Annotated in this window: 12 protein-coding genes; all 12 read left to right on the top strand. The window is 42.3% G+C overall.

Annotated features, from left to right (window positions below):
• The 12 genes from DWX65_RS11280 (at nt 1) to DWX65_RS11220 (ending at nt 16,068) form a co-directional block, all read left to right on the top strand.
• Nucleotides 1-5,379 carry a SpaA isopeptide-forming pilin-related protein gene (locus tag DWX65_RS11280; RefSeq protein WP_199535049.1) on the top strand — a complete coding sequence of 1,793 codons (5,379 nt, stop codon included), beginning with the start codon at nt 1-3 and terminating at the stop codon, nt 5,377-5,379.
• Between the two features lie 71 nt (nt 5,380-5,450).
• Complete coding sequence (locus DWX65_RS11275) at nt 5,451-5,798, top strand: helix-turn-helix domain-containing protein (RefSeq protein ID WP_055196088.1); 348 nt, start codon at nt 5,451-5,453, stop codon at nt 5,796-5,798.
• 14 nt (nt 5,799-5,812) lie between these two features.
• On the top strand, nt 5,813-6,808 hold the full coding sequence (locus DWX65_RS11270) for a DUF5688 family protein (RefSeq protein ID WP_117568820.1): 996 nt from the start codon (nt 5,813-5,815) through the stop codon (nt 6,806-6,808).
• 109 nt (nt 6,809-6,917) lie between these two features.
• Nucleotides 6,918-7,457, top strand: coding sequence for a JAB domain-containing protein (locus tag DWX65_RS11265; RefSeq protein WP_004611525.1), 540 nt, complete (start codon nt 6,918-6,920; stop codon nt 7,455-7,457).
• Nucleotides 7,458-7,461: 4 nt separating this feature from the next.
• Nucleotides 7,462-8,439 (top strand): DUF3991 and TOPRIM domain-containing protein, encoded by a 978-nt coding sequence (locus DWX65_RS11260; RefSeq protein ID WP_118173458.1) that lies wholly within the window; start codon nt 7,462-7,464, stop codon nt 8,437-8,439.
• 393 nt (nt 8,440-8,832) lie between these two features.
• Nucleotides 8,833-9,354, top strand: coding sequence for a multidrug transporter (locus DWX65_RS11250; RefSeq protein WP_117477939.1), 522 nt, complete (start codon nt 8,833-8,835; stop codon nt 9,352-9,354).
• Between the two features lie 4 nt (nt 9,355-9,358).
• Entirely contained in the window at nt 9,359-9,691 is a 333-nt protein-coding gene (locus DWX65_RS11245; protein WP_117477940.1) for a plasmid mobilization protein, read from the top strand.
• Between the two features lie 10 nt (nt 9,692-9,701).
• Nucleotides 9,702-11,120 (top strand): relaxase/mobilization nuclease domain-containing protein, encoded by a 1,419-nt coding sequence (locus tag DWX65_RS11240; protein WP_118173486.1) that lies wholly within the window; start codon nt 9,702-9,704, stop codon nt 11,118-11,120.
• A gap of 29 nt (nt 11,121-11,149) precedes the next feature.
• Nucleotides 11,150-12,334, top strand: coding sequence for a hypothetical protein (locus DWX65_RS11235; RefSeq protein WP_117690976.1), 1,185 nt, complete (start codon nt 11,150-11,152; stop codon nt 12,332-12,334).
• A 9-nt stretch (nt 12,335-12,343) separates the two neighbouring features.
• Complete coding sequence (locus DWX65_RS11230; RefSeq protein ID WP_006858865.1) at nt 12,344-12,748, top strand: hypothetical protein; 405 nt, start codon at nt 12,344-12,346, stop codon at nt 12,746-12,748.
• Nucleotides 12,748-13,866 (top strand): PcfB family protein, encoded by a 1,119-nt coding sequence (locus tag DWX65_RS11225; protein ID WP_117606308.1) that lies wholly within the window; start codon nt 12,748-12,750, stop codon nt 13,864-13,866. The genes DWX65_RS11230 and DWX65_RS11225 overlap by 1 nt, the downstream gene beginning before the upstream one ends.
• Before the next feature lie 6 nt (nt 13,867-13,872).
• Entirely contained in the window at nt 13,873-16,068 is a 2,196-nt protein-coding gene (locus tag DWX65_RS11220; protein WP_118173457.1) for a VirD4-like conjugal transfer protein, CD1115 family, read from the top strand.
• Nucleotides 16,069-16,157: the final 89 nt, after the last annotated feature.

The raw sequence follows: 16,157 nt of genomic DNA, 5'->3' as shown, positions 1-16,157 counted from the left end.
ATGAAACAGAAACTAAAGCGTTTTATGGCAGGATTTATGGCTATGCTCACACTGGTTGGAACACTCTTTACGAATGGTACAACAGCATTTGCAGCCAGTCCGCAGGCAAATATTGCGTTCTGGAATGCGTCAGTCAAAAATTCCGGAGAAGTAAGTGAGCTGAAGCCCGGATATAATCATGGCAAGATTCTGTATTCAATTCTTGACGGAAATTCTGCATATTGTATGAATTTCGGATTAAGAGCAGATGGCGGTCAGCTTATGAACAGCTATGATGATGCGAGCACATCAATGTCAGCACAGCAGAGAAAGCTTTTAAGTTACTGCCTTTATTATGGGTTTAACAGTACACAAAAGGCGGCTCCAAGCAACAGTCAGTGCGATGAGTATATCGCAACTCAGGCAATGGTATGGGTAATTGTAGCAGATATCTTTGGAACTGGAAGTGGTGATTCGGCAGCGAGAAAGCTCTGCAACACAGCACCAAGTCCTGATTCTTCATATAGCTATTATGAGAGACTCAGGGACAATATTAACAGCTCCTACAATGCAACGCTTCCAAGTTTTGCATCACGCAGAACCAGTGAGGCACCAACTTATGAGTTGAAGTGGAATGAGGGAAGTCAGAGATTTGAAACAACATTATCTGACAGCAATGGTGTTTTATCGGATTTTGATTTTGGCATCAGTGGATATTCTGTTGATAAGAATGGCAACAGTATTACAATCTCTTCAACGAGCGTGAATACCACAGCTACAACAGGAACATTCACATCCAATGCTGGCAAGGTTGAGACAACATCAAGCTGTGTATTCTGGCTTACAGGAAAGAGCGGATATCAGGAGTTTATTTCTGAAAGACCGACAGCAGATCCTGTCAAAGCCTATATCAAGGTCAAGACAGAGAACATCGGATATGGTGAGCTTACAAAGACAGATGAGTCAAGCGGAGTGAAGCTTTCCGGTGCAGTCTATGGAATCTATTCTGACAGCGGATGTACAAATAGAGTACAGACCATGACAACAGATGGAAACGGATATGCAAAGTCAGCTGCACTTGTCGCAGGCACTTATTATGTAAAAGAGATTACCGCACCAAAGGGATATGTCCTTTCAGGTAAGGTTCATACACTTACTGTAAAAGCAGGACAGACAACGGGAATCTCTGCAACAGATAAAGAGCAGCTTGGAGCAATCACAATCTACAAAGAGGGTGAGGTGCTTAGCTCATGGAATGGAAGCAATTTCACCTATGAGAAAAAGAAGCTTTCCGGAGCAGCATTCAAGGTAACTGCCGGGGCAGATATCTACAAGGCAGATGGTACAAAGGTGTATAGTGCTGGCGATGTTGTAGCAGAAAGCCTAACAACAGGAACTGACGGACAGGTGGTATTATCTGACCTTCATCTTGGAACTTATGTGGTTACTGAGATTAAGAGCATTGACGGGTATACAATCAATACCACACCTCAGACAGTAGCAGTTGAGTATAAAGACCAGACTGTGACAGTACAGTATGAGTCAACTACTATCGAGAATACCAGACAGAAAGCGGATGTATCTGTCGTAAAGAAGGACTCTGACACAGAGAATCCTCTTGATGGCGGCAAGTACACACTTTATGCCGGAAATGACATCAAAAACTATGCCGGACAGGTTATCGTAACAAAGGGCACAGCTCTTGAGACAGTAACTACAGGTGAGGACGGAAAGGCAAGCTACAGCGTGGATCTGCCAATCTCTAACGGATATTATGTCTCAGAGACACAGGCACCATATGCGTATATCAGAAACAGTAAAGATGTTTACAGCTTCAATTTCAATGTATTACCTGAAACACAGGCAAAGGCATCATTCAGTCACACATTTGTAAATGACAGAACCACAGCAAAGATTCATATCTACAAGGTAGACAAGGAATCAGGCAAGGCAGTAGCCCAGGGAGATGCAAGCCTTGAAGGTGCAGTTTATGGTCTTTATGCGAGAAACGATATCGTGCATCCGGACGGAGCAACAGGAGTCGTATTCAAGGCAGGAGACCTTGTAGCAACACTTACAACAGATAAAAATGGCGAAGCAGAGGTCAATAACCTTTACCTTGGAAACTATTATGTGAAAGAAATCACCCCATCAGAGGGGTATCTCTTAGACGAAGAGGAGCACGATGTAGTATGCGACTATGAGGGAGACCTTGTAGCAGAGGTATCAAGAAGCACAACCTCAGCAGAGCAGGTCATCAAGCAGCCATTCCAGCTTATCAAGGTATCTGACAATGGCGATGATACTGAAGCAGGCTTGTTGGCAGGTGCAGAGTTCACAGCATACTTAAAATCTTCTTTATCCGTAAAGGCAGATGGAAGTTATGACTTTGATAAGGCTACTCCTGTGGTAATCGGGGAAAACGGAGCAACAACAATCACATCCGATGACAAGGGACATGCAGTTTCCATTGCAATTCCTTATGGAACTTATGTGGTAGTAGAGTCAAAGACTCCGCATAACATGAAGACAATCAAGCCATTTGAGGTGAAAATCAGCGAGAACCATCCTGACAAGCCTCAGACATGGAGAGTATTCCTTGACAGGGAGTTTACAGCAAAGCTTCGTGTAATCAAGAAGGATTCTGACACAAAGCAGACAGTACTTGTACCAAATGCTGAGTTTAAGATTTTCAATCTTGATAAGAACGAATATGTAACCCAGTACACAACTTATCCGTCAAAGGTTAAGCATACTTCATTCTTTACAGATGAGGATGGAGATTTAATCTTACCGGAAGCACTTAAAATCGGTAACTACCGCATTGAAGAGGTCAAAGCACCATTCGGATATGTGGTAAACGATAACTATATCAACATTTCGGTTGATACAGACACAGCATTTGAGACTGATGGAGATACCAATGATGCCATCATCACAGTGGAATATTCCGATGCCCCGGCAGTAGGAGAACTTACTGTTGAAAAGAAGGGAGAGGTACTTGACGGATTTAAGGGCGGACTTTTTGCAAACTCTGAGGATAAGGAGTTTGTCTATAAAGAGGGCTCTCTTGCCGGAGCAGTATTCAAGGTGTATGCAGCGGAAGATATTTTCACAGCAGACAACCAGAAGGACGCAGATGGCAACCGTACAAAGTATTACAGCAAGGGCGACCTTGTGGCAACTCTTACAACAGGAAAAGATGGAAAGGCAGTAGCCAAGAATCTTCCTCTTGGTCAGTACAGAGTTGTTGAAGTAACAGCTCCTGACGGATATGTGTTAAATCCAAATGAGCAGAAAGTCACATTCACATATGTGGATGATAAGATACCTGTTATCAAGGAAAGCCTTACTTTCTCAGATGACAGACAGAAGCTTGATATGTCAGTGACCAAGCTTGATGCAGAAGATAACACACCGATTGCAGGTGCAGTATTTGGTCTTTATGCAGATGAGGATATAAGGAATGCTGATGGCAGGGTTATTATCGAGAAAGGTACACTTCTTGAGAAGGCAACATCTGATGAGAATGGAAAGATTGCTTTTGTTAAGGATTATCCATTTGCAAAATATGTTGCAAGGGAGCTTGTAAAGCCTGCCGGATATGTGACAAGTGAGGAAGCAGTAAACTTTGATACAAAATATCAGGGACAGGATGTTAAGACTGCTGTATATAACAGCGAGTATAAGAACACTCCTACAACCTTTGAGTTTACAAAGACAGATATCACAAGCGGTGCAGAGCTTACAGGTGCAACACTTACTGTACTTGATAAGGATGGAAATGTGGTAGACACATGGACATCTGATGCTAAGGAAGCACATGTAATCAAGAGACTTGTCGTAGGAGAGACTTACACTCTTCGTGAGGAATTTGCTCCTTACGGATATCTCAAGGCAGCAGATATCCAGTTTACAGTAGAGGACACGGGCAAAGTGCAGCATGTAGAGATGAAGGATGAAGTTCCTACAGGTTCCATCGTCATCAATAAGGACGGCGAATTTGTAACAGATACTACTCTTATGAAGGGTTACTGGTATGACTTTATCTTCAATTTCTTCAAGGACAGCCTTGCAGGAGTAACTTTTGATGTATATGCAAAAGAGGATATCGTAAGTGCTGACGGACTTAACACTGTATATCACAAGGCAGGAGACAAGGTGGCAACCATCGTGACAAATGATAAGGGTATCGCAAGAATTGATGACCTTCCACTTGGCAAGTATTATCTTGTTGAGACAAAGACCATTGATGGATTTGTATTAGATGAGACACCGATTGAGGCAGATCTTTCCTATATCGATCAGAATACAAAGGTTGTATTTGCAGGAATGGATGTGACAAATGAGCGTCAGAAAGTGCAGATTACTGTAACCAAGACGGATTCAGAGACAAAGAAAGAGCTTGAAGGTGCTGTATTTGGTTTATTTGCGAAAGAAGATATCGTAAATAAGGATGGAAAGGTTATTGTCAAAGCAGATACACAGATTGAGAGAGGTGTTACTGGAAAGGATGGCAAAGTAACATTTACCTCTGACCTTCCACTTGGACAGTATTATGTCAAAGAACTTGAGGCACCAAAGGGCTATGTGAAGTCAGATAAGACATTTGATGTGGATGCTTCATATCAGGGAGATAAGGTAAAGGTTATCGAGTTTGAGGCAGCATTTGAAAATGCACCGATCAAGGTAGAAATTTCAAAGACTGATATCACAGGCAAGAAAGAATTGCCTGGAGCAAAGATTTCAGTTATTGATGCTGATGGAAAGCTTGTTGAGAGCTGGACATCAGAGGCAGGAAAGACGCATATGATTGAGAGACTTCCTGTCGGAAAGTACACACTCAGAGAGGAATCTGCACCATATGGATATAAGGTGGCAAGTGATGTAACCTTTGAAGTAAAGGAGACAGCAGAAATCCAGAAGGTATCCATGAAAGATGAACAGGCAGTCGGTAAGATTGTCATTGAGAAAACTGACAAAGTAACCGGAAAGCCAATCGAGGGTGTTGTATTTGAAGTAAGGGATAAGGACGGAAAGGTGCTTGATACACTCACTACTGACAAGAATGGTCATGCAGAGAGCAAGGAGCTTCCTATCTGTACTTACAATGAGGATGGTTCATTTAAGGAAGATATCCATTATACAGTAGTTGAGACAAAAGCAGCTGATGGATATATCCTTGATGAAACAGCTCACGATGTAACTCTTCGATATGATGACAATGCACCGGAAGTTGTTGTAACAACACTTAAGCTTGTCAATGTACCGACAGAGCCTAAGCTTCCACAGACAGGTGACAATGCAAATCCGCTTCTTTATCTTGGAATCGGTGCACTTGCACTTATTACTGGTGTCGGAGTCGGACTTCGTGGAAGAAAGAAAAAGAATAAACAGTAACAATAAACCTTGCAGGGAATGTAAGCCAGTGACTTATGTTCCCCGCTTTTTTTTGATTTGGAGGACAAACAGTGGTAGGAGAAAGAATCAGGTATTACAGAAAACGACAAAAAATGACACTCAGGGAACTGGGCGAGAAAAGTGGTTTTGAAAATAGAGGTGATGTAAGAATTGCCCAATACGAAAATGGTTCAAGAGTTCCAAGGACGGGAACGTTGAACAGGATTGCAAAGGCACTAGGCATTCCGCCGGAAGAATTATTCTGTGAGGACTGTAGAAAGTGTATGTTTCTCAAGAATTATTACAGAAAGAAAAGAAAATCTCATACCACTTTTGATATGGGAATCGAAGAAGACAACAGTTACAGAGAACACAAAAATCCTGATGATGAAGGGATTTTATATGACAATTTAGATTAAGGAGGAACCGTAATATGATGAATTACGAGATTTTTAAGGAAGTAGTAAAAGAAAAGTTTATGGATTATATGCCTGAGAAATTCAAAGGAATGGAGCTTGTGGCAGAGCCAGTGGAAAAGGTAAATGTGACTCTTGATGGCATCATCTTAAGAGAAGAAGGCAGGAACATTTCACCCACGATTTATATCAATGACATGTATAAGAAGTATCAGGACTGTGGCGATCTTGAGGAAACACTTATGGCTGCATGTGACTTCATGGAAAGGGCATATGAGCAGACTCCGGTTGTTGATGTGGACAGCATTATGAGGGATGCTAACGAGAAGATTGTATTCCAGCTCATCAATACAGAGCAGAATAAAACATTTTTGGAACAGGTGCCGCACAGAGAGTTCCAGGATCTTTCTATTGTGTATAAGGTAATAATCAGTGCAGATAAGGATGCGGTGCAGAGTTCAAAAATTACAAATGAATTTGCGAAAAGACTTGGAATGAGCGAGGAACAGCTCTTTAAGTGTGCAGCGGAAAACACAAGAAGACTCTTCCCACCTGTCGTTCGTAGCATGAATGACATTATGAAAGAAATGTTCGCAAGGGATGGGATGCCACAGGAGATCGCAGAGATGATGATAGCTGAGATTCCACCGGAGCAGACGATGTGGGTGATTTCCAATGAAAAGGGTATCAATGGCGCAGCATCCATGCTTTATGAGAATGAGCTTCATGAGCTGGCAGAGAGTTTAGAGAGTGACCTTTATATTCTCCCTTCGAGCGTGCATGAGGTTATTGCAGTATCTTCAGATATGGGAAGCCCTGAGATGCTAGCACAGATGGTAGTCGAGGTAAATATGCAGGAGGTGTCTTTGGATGAGAGACTTTCCAATCAGGTATATCACTATGATAAGGATTTAAGAAAACTCACCCTTGCAACTGATACACCAAACAAGAGACTTGATGGTATCGTTGCAGAACCTCCCCTTGTATATGACGCGAAGGAAAAGTCCAGATAGGAGGCAGCTATGGAGCAGGAACTCACAATGGAAGAACTCATTGCTCTCATAAACAGCCAGAAAGGTGACTTTGTTATCCGTGTCGAGTTTGGAGAGGAGGCGGTGTCTGATGCCAAAGAAGAATGACTTCAAGCTTGATGTGGTTTCGGTAAGACTTGTAAAGGATGCTCCGATTTATTCGGAGCACACCTTTAATAATCCGGCGGATATAGCTGCTGTCATGGGAGACTGTATGTGCCAGTTTGACAGGGAAGTAGTGTGTGTGGTCAATCTAAGGTCAGATTTAAAACCTATCAATGTGCATTTTGCAAGTGTTGGTTCTTTAAATGAGGCAATGGCACATCCGAGAGAGCTGTTTAAATCAAGTATCTTAAGCAATGCTGCAAGCATGATGTTAATCCATTGTCATCCATCCGGAAATGTATTCCCAAGCAAGGCAGACACGATGATGACAGACCGCATGAACAAGCTGTGTGAACTGATGGGAATACCGCTCATTGATCATATCATAGTCGGTGGAGACAATCGTGAATTTTTCAGTTTCAGGGAAAAAGGCATGATTGATAATCCTAAGATTACCTTGAGCACAGATTACCGGACACTTGATATCAAGTCACCGCTTGTAGCAGAGCAGGGAAAGGCAAGGTGAAAGCATGGATGGAAGATTTACGGATGAAGAGCTTGTCATAGCAAAGAGTGTTGACCTGTGTGCAGTTGCAGAAAGCCTTGGGTATACAGTAAAGAGGATTGGCAAATACCACACTTTAAAGGAGATGGATTCCATCCGTATCTATAACAGAAGCCATTGGTACAGATGGTCAAGGCAGTTTGACAAAGGCAACAATGGCGGCTCACAGATAGATTTCTTACGGGTATTTTGTGGAATGAGTGTAAAAGAGGCTGTGTTCTGGCTTCTGGACTTTGCAGGATACAGAAGAATCGAGAATCCTGTAAAGCAACCACTTGTTCATCAGGTATCACAGAAGCAGGCAGAGGAGAGAAAGCCGTTTGTCCTACCGGAACCGGCAGGAGATAATTCCTATCTTATTTCATATCTGAATCAGGAGAGAGGAATCAGCAGAGCAGTCATAGATCTTTTTTTAAAAGACGGACTGATTTATGAGAGCAGGCATTACCACAATGTTGTTTTCAAGGGAAATGATAAAAATGGAGTGACAAGATTTGCAAGTATGAGGGGCGTGTTTGATAAGCAGGGCAAGCCATTCAAGTGTGATGTCACAGGCAATGATAAAAACTATGGATTTAATGTAGTAAATGTTAACAGTACAGAGCTTGTAGTATTTGAGGCAGCAATCGACCTTATGAGTTATGTTGATATCTTCACGGATTATGAATCAAATAAGCTGGCACTTGGAATGCTTGCAGATGCCCCGCTTGAGACATTTCTTCGGGAACATCCGCAGATTACTGCCATCCGGTTCTGCCTTGATGGAGATGAGCCGGGACGGAAGGCGGCAGCTGAACTTATGAGAAAGTATTATGAGCTTGGATATGAGGTAGAAGACTGCCCGCCTCCAGCCGGATATAAGGATTACAACGAGTGGCTTGTAGCGGCAAAGCTTAATCTGAACAGGATGAATAAGCGAGCAGATGAACCAGTCAGGGCATGAGAAACCGGATTTTGATGTGTGGGGGCAGAAAGCGCCCCCAAAACAGCAAAGTGGGGGCAGAAAGCGCCCCCAAAATGTCAAAGTGGGGGCAAAAAGTGCCCCCACAATTTGGACACGACAAAATCCGGACTGAAGTAAAAATAAAAGTGGGGGCAGAAAGCGCCCCCAAAATAACAAAATGGGGGCAGAAAGCGCCCCCAAAGTAGCAAAGTGGGGGCAAAAAGCGCCCCCACTTTCATAAACAGAGGGTTTTAGGGAGATTTTCTCCCTAACTAGATGGCATTAGGACAGAGATGTCTCTAATGCGTATCTAGCCGTAAACCTAAGAGATTCAGACAGGCGTGTGGGTGGAAGAGATATACAAAACACGGATAAGGGAGGTGCAGGAAAGCAATGGATAAAGAACTTACAATAATCGCAGAACCAGAGGAACTTATTGCCTGGGCAGACACATTTGATATCTTACTAAACCCTTCGATAGAAGATGCTGCAATTCTGCTTAACTATATGGAAGGACATGATTATGCCATTGGCATAGATTCAGATGGGAAGATGTACAGGCAGGATGTAGCTGAGGAGAATGGTGAAATTGAACCATACCCGATAGATGATGTTATAGATATTGTCTGTGAATGGAACTATGAACTGATACTTGATGCGGAAGCACACAGGAGTGATCCAAAGGATTTTAACGACTATAACGAGTATCAGAGCAAGTATGAAAGTCTGAAAGCAGATGAAAAGAGACTGGACAGATTGTTTGATAAAACCTGTTATGGTAAGGAACTTATAGAAGTTGCCACAGAGCTTGCAGACAGGGTTATTGCCCAGCTGGGTAATAAAGAACTGGAAAAAGTTGCTGTAACAGTAGCAGAAGGAGTAAGAGAATACAGTACGGGTAAGAGAGGAAGGTGATTCTATGGCGGATAAAGTTCATTGTATAAGGAAAACACTAAGACTTATGCCACAGGAAGCGAAGGTACTTTCTGATAAGGCAAAGGCAAATGGAATGAATGAAGCCGAATATATCAGGCTTCTAATCAGTCAGAAACCAAATGATTATCCGGAAGTAAGGAAACTTCTTAAAGAGCTTATCAATGAGATAAATCGAATCGGCATTAACATCAATCAGATTGTATTTAACAGCAATGCACAGCTGTATTCCAAGAAAGATAAGGAACAGCTTGTGACATATATGAAAAAGCTGAATCAGTCTGTCAGCGAGGCGGTGGTAAAGATTGGCAATCAGTAAGATACTTCACATGAAGGACAGCGGGAATTCTTTTCATGCAAGGCATTTGAAACGGGCACTGGATTATGTGATGAATCCTGAGAAAACTCAGAGAGAAAGACTTGTGGGAGCTGTTAACTGTCAGGCAGATATGGCTTTTGAACAGATGATGGATACAAAGAAGCAGTTTGGAAAAACAGACAAGCGACAGGGGTATCACATCATTCTTTCCTTCAAAGAGGATGAGGTGGAACCGGACAGGGCTTTTGAGATAACACAGAAGTTTGTAGCAGAATATCTTGGCGATGCCTATGAAGCGGTATTTGTGGTTCATGATAATACAGACCATGTTCATTCACACATTGTATTTAACAGTGTAAGCTTTGTGGATGGGAAAAAGTATCGCTACGAGAAAGGTGACTGGGCAAAGTATATCCAGCCGATTACCAATAAGCTGTGTCAGGAGTATGGTCTTTCCATTATAGATGTGGAGGATGGCAGCAAAGAGAAACAGCACGAGAATTATAAGGATTGGAGCGAATATCGTGAAGGCAGCTTTGTGTGGGCAGATATGATAAAAAGAGATTTGGATGCCTGCATTTTACAGGCAAATGATTTCAGAGGATTTCTGGAACTGCTGTCGGAAAAAGGATATGAGGTCAAGCAGGGAAAGTATCTGGCAGTCAGACCACAGGGGATGACAAGATTCAGAAGATGTAAGACTCTTGGCGAGAATTATTCACAGGAAGCTATTGTGGAGCGTATTGCTAAGGAAGATTTATCTTTTTACCAGTCACAGAATGAGGAAAAACAGGCAGCGATAGTAAAGTGCTATGTCAAAAGATACCGCAGGGCGAAGATGTCAGGCTTGCAGAAAAGATATTATGCAAAGCTTTACCGGATTGGAAAGCTGAAAAAGAAGCCATACAGTCAGGTATGGAAGTATAAGGATGATATCCGAAAGATGCATAAGCTGCAGGAGCAGTATCTATTTCTGGTAAGGCATAAGATTGAGAGTGCGGAAGAACTTGTATCGGTACTTGATAATCTGACGGATAAGAAAAAAGAAGCATCAAAGGAAAAGAGTAAGACCTATAAGGCTAAGGAAAGATTCAAAGATATTTTTGACAAGGCTGAACAGATCCGGGGGCTTGATGATGCGGAATCGTGTTATCAGAGTGGGGATACCTTCTTTGAAGATGAGCACAATGCATGGGAAAGGCTTAACACTGAGCTTCTGGCACAGGGATACAGTGTGGAAGAGGTCGAGAGTCTTAGAAAAAAATATGAGAGCAAGTATGCACAGGACTGTAAGGCAGAACGGGCGGTATCAAAGGAACTTAATCTTGGAAGATCAATATGGAAGGAACTTACGGTATCAGCTTCGGCAGAAGAGAAGCAGTATGACAAAGAAACAATAAGAGACAGAAAAGAACAGCCGGTACGTTAGGCTGTTTTTTTAGTGGTTAGGAGGCATATATGGAAGAAAAAAGAGAGCCATTAAGTGAAATGGCGATTGAGAGAAAGATACAGATTCTTCGTAATAAGCATATGGACAGTGAGGTTATTGCTCTTGTCAAAAGCGATTATGAATATGGACTGACTGATGATGAAATCGGTCTGTATCTTAACAAAAGTTATGACATTGAGCAGATGAAGGTGTTATCAAAATGTCTGCATAAGGGTGTATCAGAAGAGTTGTTAACGCTGCTGAAAGATAGCAGGATGGCAGCACCTAAGATGCAGACAGCATTGGATTACTATGAAAAAGGTGTGCCGATTGATGCAATCAGAGAGGTAGTCCAAAAAGATGATACGGCAGTAAACATGCGCAGGATGTTTGATGTGGTATTAGATAAGCTTAATAAAGCCAAAGAGCAGATGCCACAGGATTTAGAGTATGTGAAAAGTCTTGTAGCTCAGATGGATGAAGTGGTTGCAAAGATCAATCATCAGAATGAAAGGTATGATGCCCTGAATAAGAAGCTTTCTGAAATAGAAACTTCCAAAGATGATGAGGAAGTCAGGGAGCGTCTGGTCAAGGAGAACCAGGATAAGGATGCTCTTATCAACAGTCAGCAGAATGAACTGAATAAGGCAAGCAGTACGATTGCAAGACTCAGGGATGATATTGAGAAAAAGGATAAGGAGATGAAGCGTATGGGAGACAGAATAGAGTCATTGGAAGATAAGATCATAAGTGTTGCCACAGAGAATAAGAAAGAGGCAGAAAGTAAGGCAGAGCCGCAGGAAAGCCAGTCCGTATCACAGGCAGATAAAAAGATGGTTGATACAGTTGCAGTTCCTCAGAATATGCAGGCTGTGGCAAACGGGATTCCTGTCTATTATCAGATTCCGGTAGTTGATGGTACTGGAAATGTGGTGCAGAGACTTCCGATTGAGCGAAGTGTGAGAAAGAGCAGCAACAGCGGAGTGGCAAGTCTTTTTGCAAGACTGTCATTTAAGAAAAAGTCAAGAGCAGACATTGTAAAGCTGGTTGCATCGGGAGACCTTGTTCCGGCGCAGCTTGTGCAGATTAAGAGTGCAATAGAAAAGGGACTTACTGAGTCACAGCTTGTAGAGCTTATAAACAACAACATTTCAGCGGAAAAGATGAAGGAGATCATTGAGATTGCTGTGCTTGAAAACAGCATGGCAGATTAGGAGGAACTTATGAATTTAGCAGTAGTAAATGAAGCAGTAACAGAAATGAATGGTGTGGAGCATCAGTTTACAGAGGAAGAGAAAAACTTTGTTGTCCAGTTCGCATTCAGAAGTGGCAGCAAGGAAGACACGATTTCTCTTATTGAAGCTTTGGCACATTCAGCGGATAAGGCTGAGTCGGACGAGATTATGGTCACATACAGGTCTAAATATGATATGAAGCCTGCATGGGTGGAACAGGTGGAAAACCTGCTTGTGGCACTTGAAATGTATCGTATCGAGGAGGAGAAAGCAATCAATCATCTGGCAGATATTTTGACTGCTTATGGTATTGATGTATCAGCCGAGGAAATCCGTACTACAGAGACAGAAACACTTAAAACAACAGTCAGAGAGAAAGTGGAGGTGCGATAATGGCAGAAGAGATTCAGGAAGCGGTGCAGATCATCCGTGTAGCTTATGATGGCATTGAGATTGCCATGAAGGTAGGAAGCGGCGGCATTGCTGCCATGCAGAAGGCAATAGATTTCTTAAAAGGGATGCTTGATTATGAAAAGTCACTTGGCAAGACATCCATGAGAAAGCTGATCTTAAAAGGTGGCGATTTACAGGTGTTGCAGTTTAATACCGAAGATATGAAAAAGGTTGAAAAGATGGCAAAGAAGTATGGAATCCTGTATTCGGTACTTCCAGACTGTAACAGGAAAGATGGACTGAGTGAGGTTATCTTCCATACTGAGGCAGTTCCCCGTGTGAATATGATGATACAGAAGCTCAAGTTTGGTAAGATTGCCACATTTGACGATTATCTGAAGAATGGAGATGAAAAATCCCTTGGCAAGCTGATGGATTTTTTGAAGAAACAGCAGGGAAACGAGAAAAGCCACACGATAGAAGGGGATAGGGTTAATACCGCTATTGACGGACTGATCGAAAAGGTCGGAATGTTTGCAATGGAAAAGAAAGCTATCAGTGTGGATCAGGTCAAGGAGAATTTCAGTATCAATGGTGAGCAGGCTGAAAGTGTTATCAAACAGCTTGAGACAATCGGTGTGCTTGGCAGCAAGAATGAGGATGGCACCCATACAGTCATGATGGACAAGGATGCATTTATCAACCGTGTCAGAGGCTATCAGGACCTTGCTGAGAGAATGAGGGCAGTTGCAGCATCAAAAAATGCGAACCTGTCAGATGTGACAATCAGCAAGAAGCTGATTATCGAAGAAAATGACCATGCTGTTAAGACCAGAGTTCCCGGCACATGGGGAGAAGAGGCAAGATATGTATGGCTCCGTAAGGAAAACATCATGGAGATTCATGGTGGAAAGACAATGCTTACCTTCCTTGATTCAACCAAGGATTATAAGCTCTACGATGAGCAGAATCGTGTGGTGACAACCCAGAAAGGAACCGAGCTTTATACTCACTACGACAAGGTGGAGTCATCTGTCAGGGAGCGTTACGAGAAAGTGCAGAAGCAGCAGAAAAAGACCACACAGAAGAAAACTGTTACCACAAAGAAAGCGAGGTAGCAGCCTATGCAGACAACAAAGAAAATGCCGTCACTGATATTCATCCTTGTGGGTGCAGTGTTAGCAGGGTATCTTGGTTATCTGATAAATGGTGCGTGGACGGAAGGGATTGCCTTTAATGAATTTATGGACAGATTCAATGAGGTATGTGCTGTTCCTTTTGCCAATTATTACAATTCCAATACAGTAAAAGCAGTAGCCATTGCATTAGGTATCTATGCGATGGCTATTGTCATGTATTACACCAGTCAGAGAAACTATATGCCTGGCAAAGAATTTGGTACGGCAAGATTTGAAAATCCGAAGCAGGTCAACAAGATACTTGCAGATAAGGATGAAAATTTCAACCGGATACTCAGCCAGAATGTGAAGATGTCGCTGGATTTCAGGAGACTCAAGCTCAATGGAAATATCCTTATCTGTGGTGGTTCCGGAGCAGGAAAAACATTTTATGAAGTAAAGCCGAATCTGATGCAGATGCCGCATAACTGTTCCTTTATCTGTACCGATCCAAAGGGAGAAATCCTTAGAAGCTGCGGGCAGATGTTAAAGAATAACGGATACAATGTGAAGGTCATCAATCTGCTTGAGATGGATAAGTCAGACTGTTACAATCCGTTTTCCTATATCAGAGAGGAAACGGACGTGGTAAAGCTGATTACCAATCTTATCAGTAATACCACACCAAAGGGTTCCACTCCAAGTGATCCATTCTGGGAGAAAGCAGAAGGATTATTTTTACAGTCAATCTTTTATTATGTATGGCTTGAAGTACAGCCGGCAAAGAGAAACTTTGAGACAGTACTGAAGCTTCTTGGAGAAGCAGAAGTGACAGAGCAGGGAAAGGCATCGAAACTGGATGTGCGAATGAAGTTCTTAGAGGAGAGTTCTCCACTTGGAGCTAATCATCCGGCAGTAAAACAGTACAACAAGTGTATGAGAGGTGCAGGAGATACAGTACGTTCCATTATTATCAGTGCAAACTCAAGACTTGCATTTCTTGAGAATAAGCAGGTTTTACGACTTCTTTCTAAGGATGAGCTGAATCTATCTGATATAGGTATTGGAGTCAATGGTGATGGAGAGACGAAGACAGCACTCTTTTGTGTAATTCCCGATAGTGACAAGTCCTATAATTTTATTATCGGAATGCTCTATACTCAGATATTCCAGGAATTGTACTATCAGGCGGATTTTAACTGCGGTGGCAGACTCCCGATTCATGTGACATTTATGTTAGATGAATTTGCGAATGTTGCATTGCCAGATGATTTTTGTTCGCTGCTTTCTACAATGCGAAGCAGGGAAATTTCCAGTATTATCATCATACAGAACTTTGCCCAGTTAAAGGCACTTTTCAAGGATACTTGGGAAACCATTCCAGGCAACTGCGATACTTTCATCTATCTTGGAGGCAATGAGCAGAGTACGCACAAGTATGTCTCGGAACTGCTTGGAAAAGGCACGATTGATAAAAAATCAAGCGGAGAGACAAAGGGGAGGCAGGGAAGCTCGTCAAGAAATTATGATGTTTTAGGCAGGGAACTGTTTACACCCGATGAGGTAAGAAAGCTGGATAATAAGAAATGTATTATTTTTATCCGTGGATTTGATCCTATCATGGACAACAAGTTTATTCCATTTAATCATCCGATGTTTAACCAGACAGCAGATGGCAAGGGAGAGCCTTATGTTCACGAGATAAGAGGAGCAAATAATCTTATCGGTCCGCCATTTGAGATTCTTTCAGACAAGGCAGTTAAGTATTATGAAAAACTGAAGGATAAGGGCGAGAATGTGTATATAGATTCTCTAACCTATGAGCAGTTTATGATGCTTGGCGATGCGGAATTAAGCAGAAGATTCTCCATGCAGGATGAAGCAGAGCAGAAAGCAAAGATAGACAGGGAACAGGCAAATGAGCTTGAGTATGTCGATGAATCACAGAAAGCAGATAGTACAGCAACTGCCAGTGGTTCTAGTGGAAACGCTGGTGGTAAGCCTGTAAGGAATCCTGAAAGGGAAAAGCCTAAGTGGGAAGATACTATTACAAACCGAATGCTTCATTGGTCATATACACCTGAGCAGAAAGAGGAGCTAAAGATGGCACTTGCGGCAGGAATTCCTAGAGCAACGATACTGACTTATTTCTATCCAGAGGTAACGGTGGAGAAGATGAGTTCTTATCGAAAGAAGCAGTAAGTTATCGCATAGGCACAGAAGTTGTGGTATACTGTGTCTATGTGAGATTAAAGAAACTTACAAATCGGTAGTTGACAAGGAGTTTTGAT

It is taken from the genome of Roseburia sp. AF20-18LB (assembly GCF_003461185.1).
GTDB lineage: Bacteria > Bacillota > Clostridia > Lachnospirales > Lachnospiraceae > Roseburia_C > Roseburia_C amylophila.
Note: the sequence above shows the minus strand (reverse complement) of the source record. Positions and strands in the feature narration are given on the sequence as shown.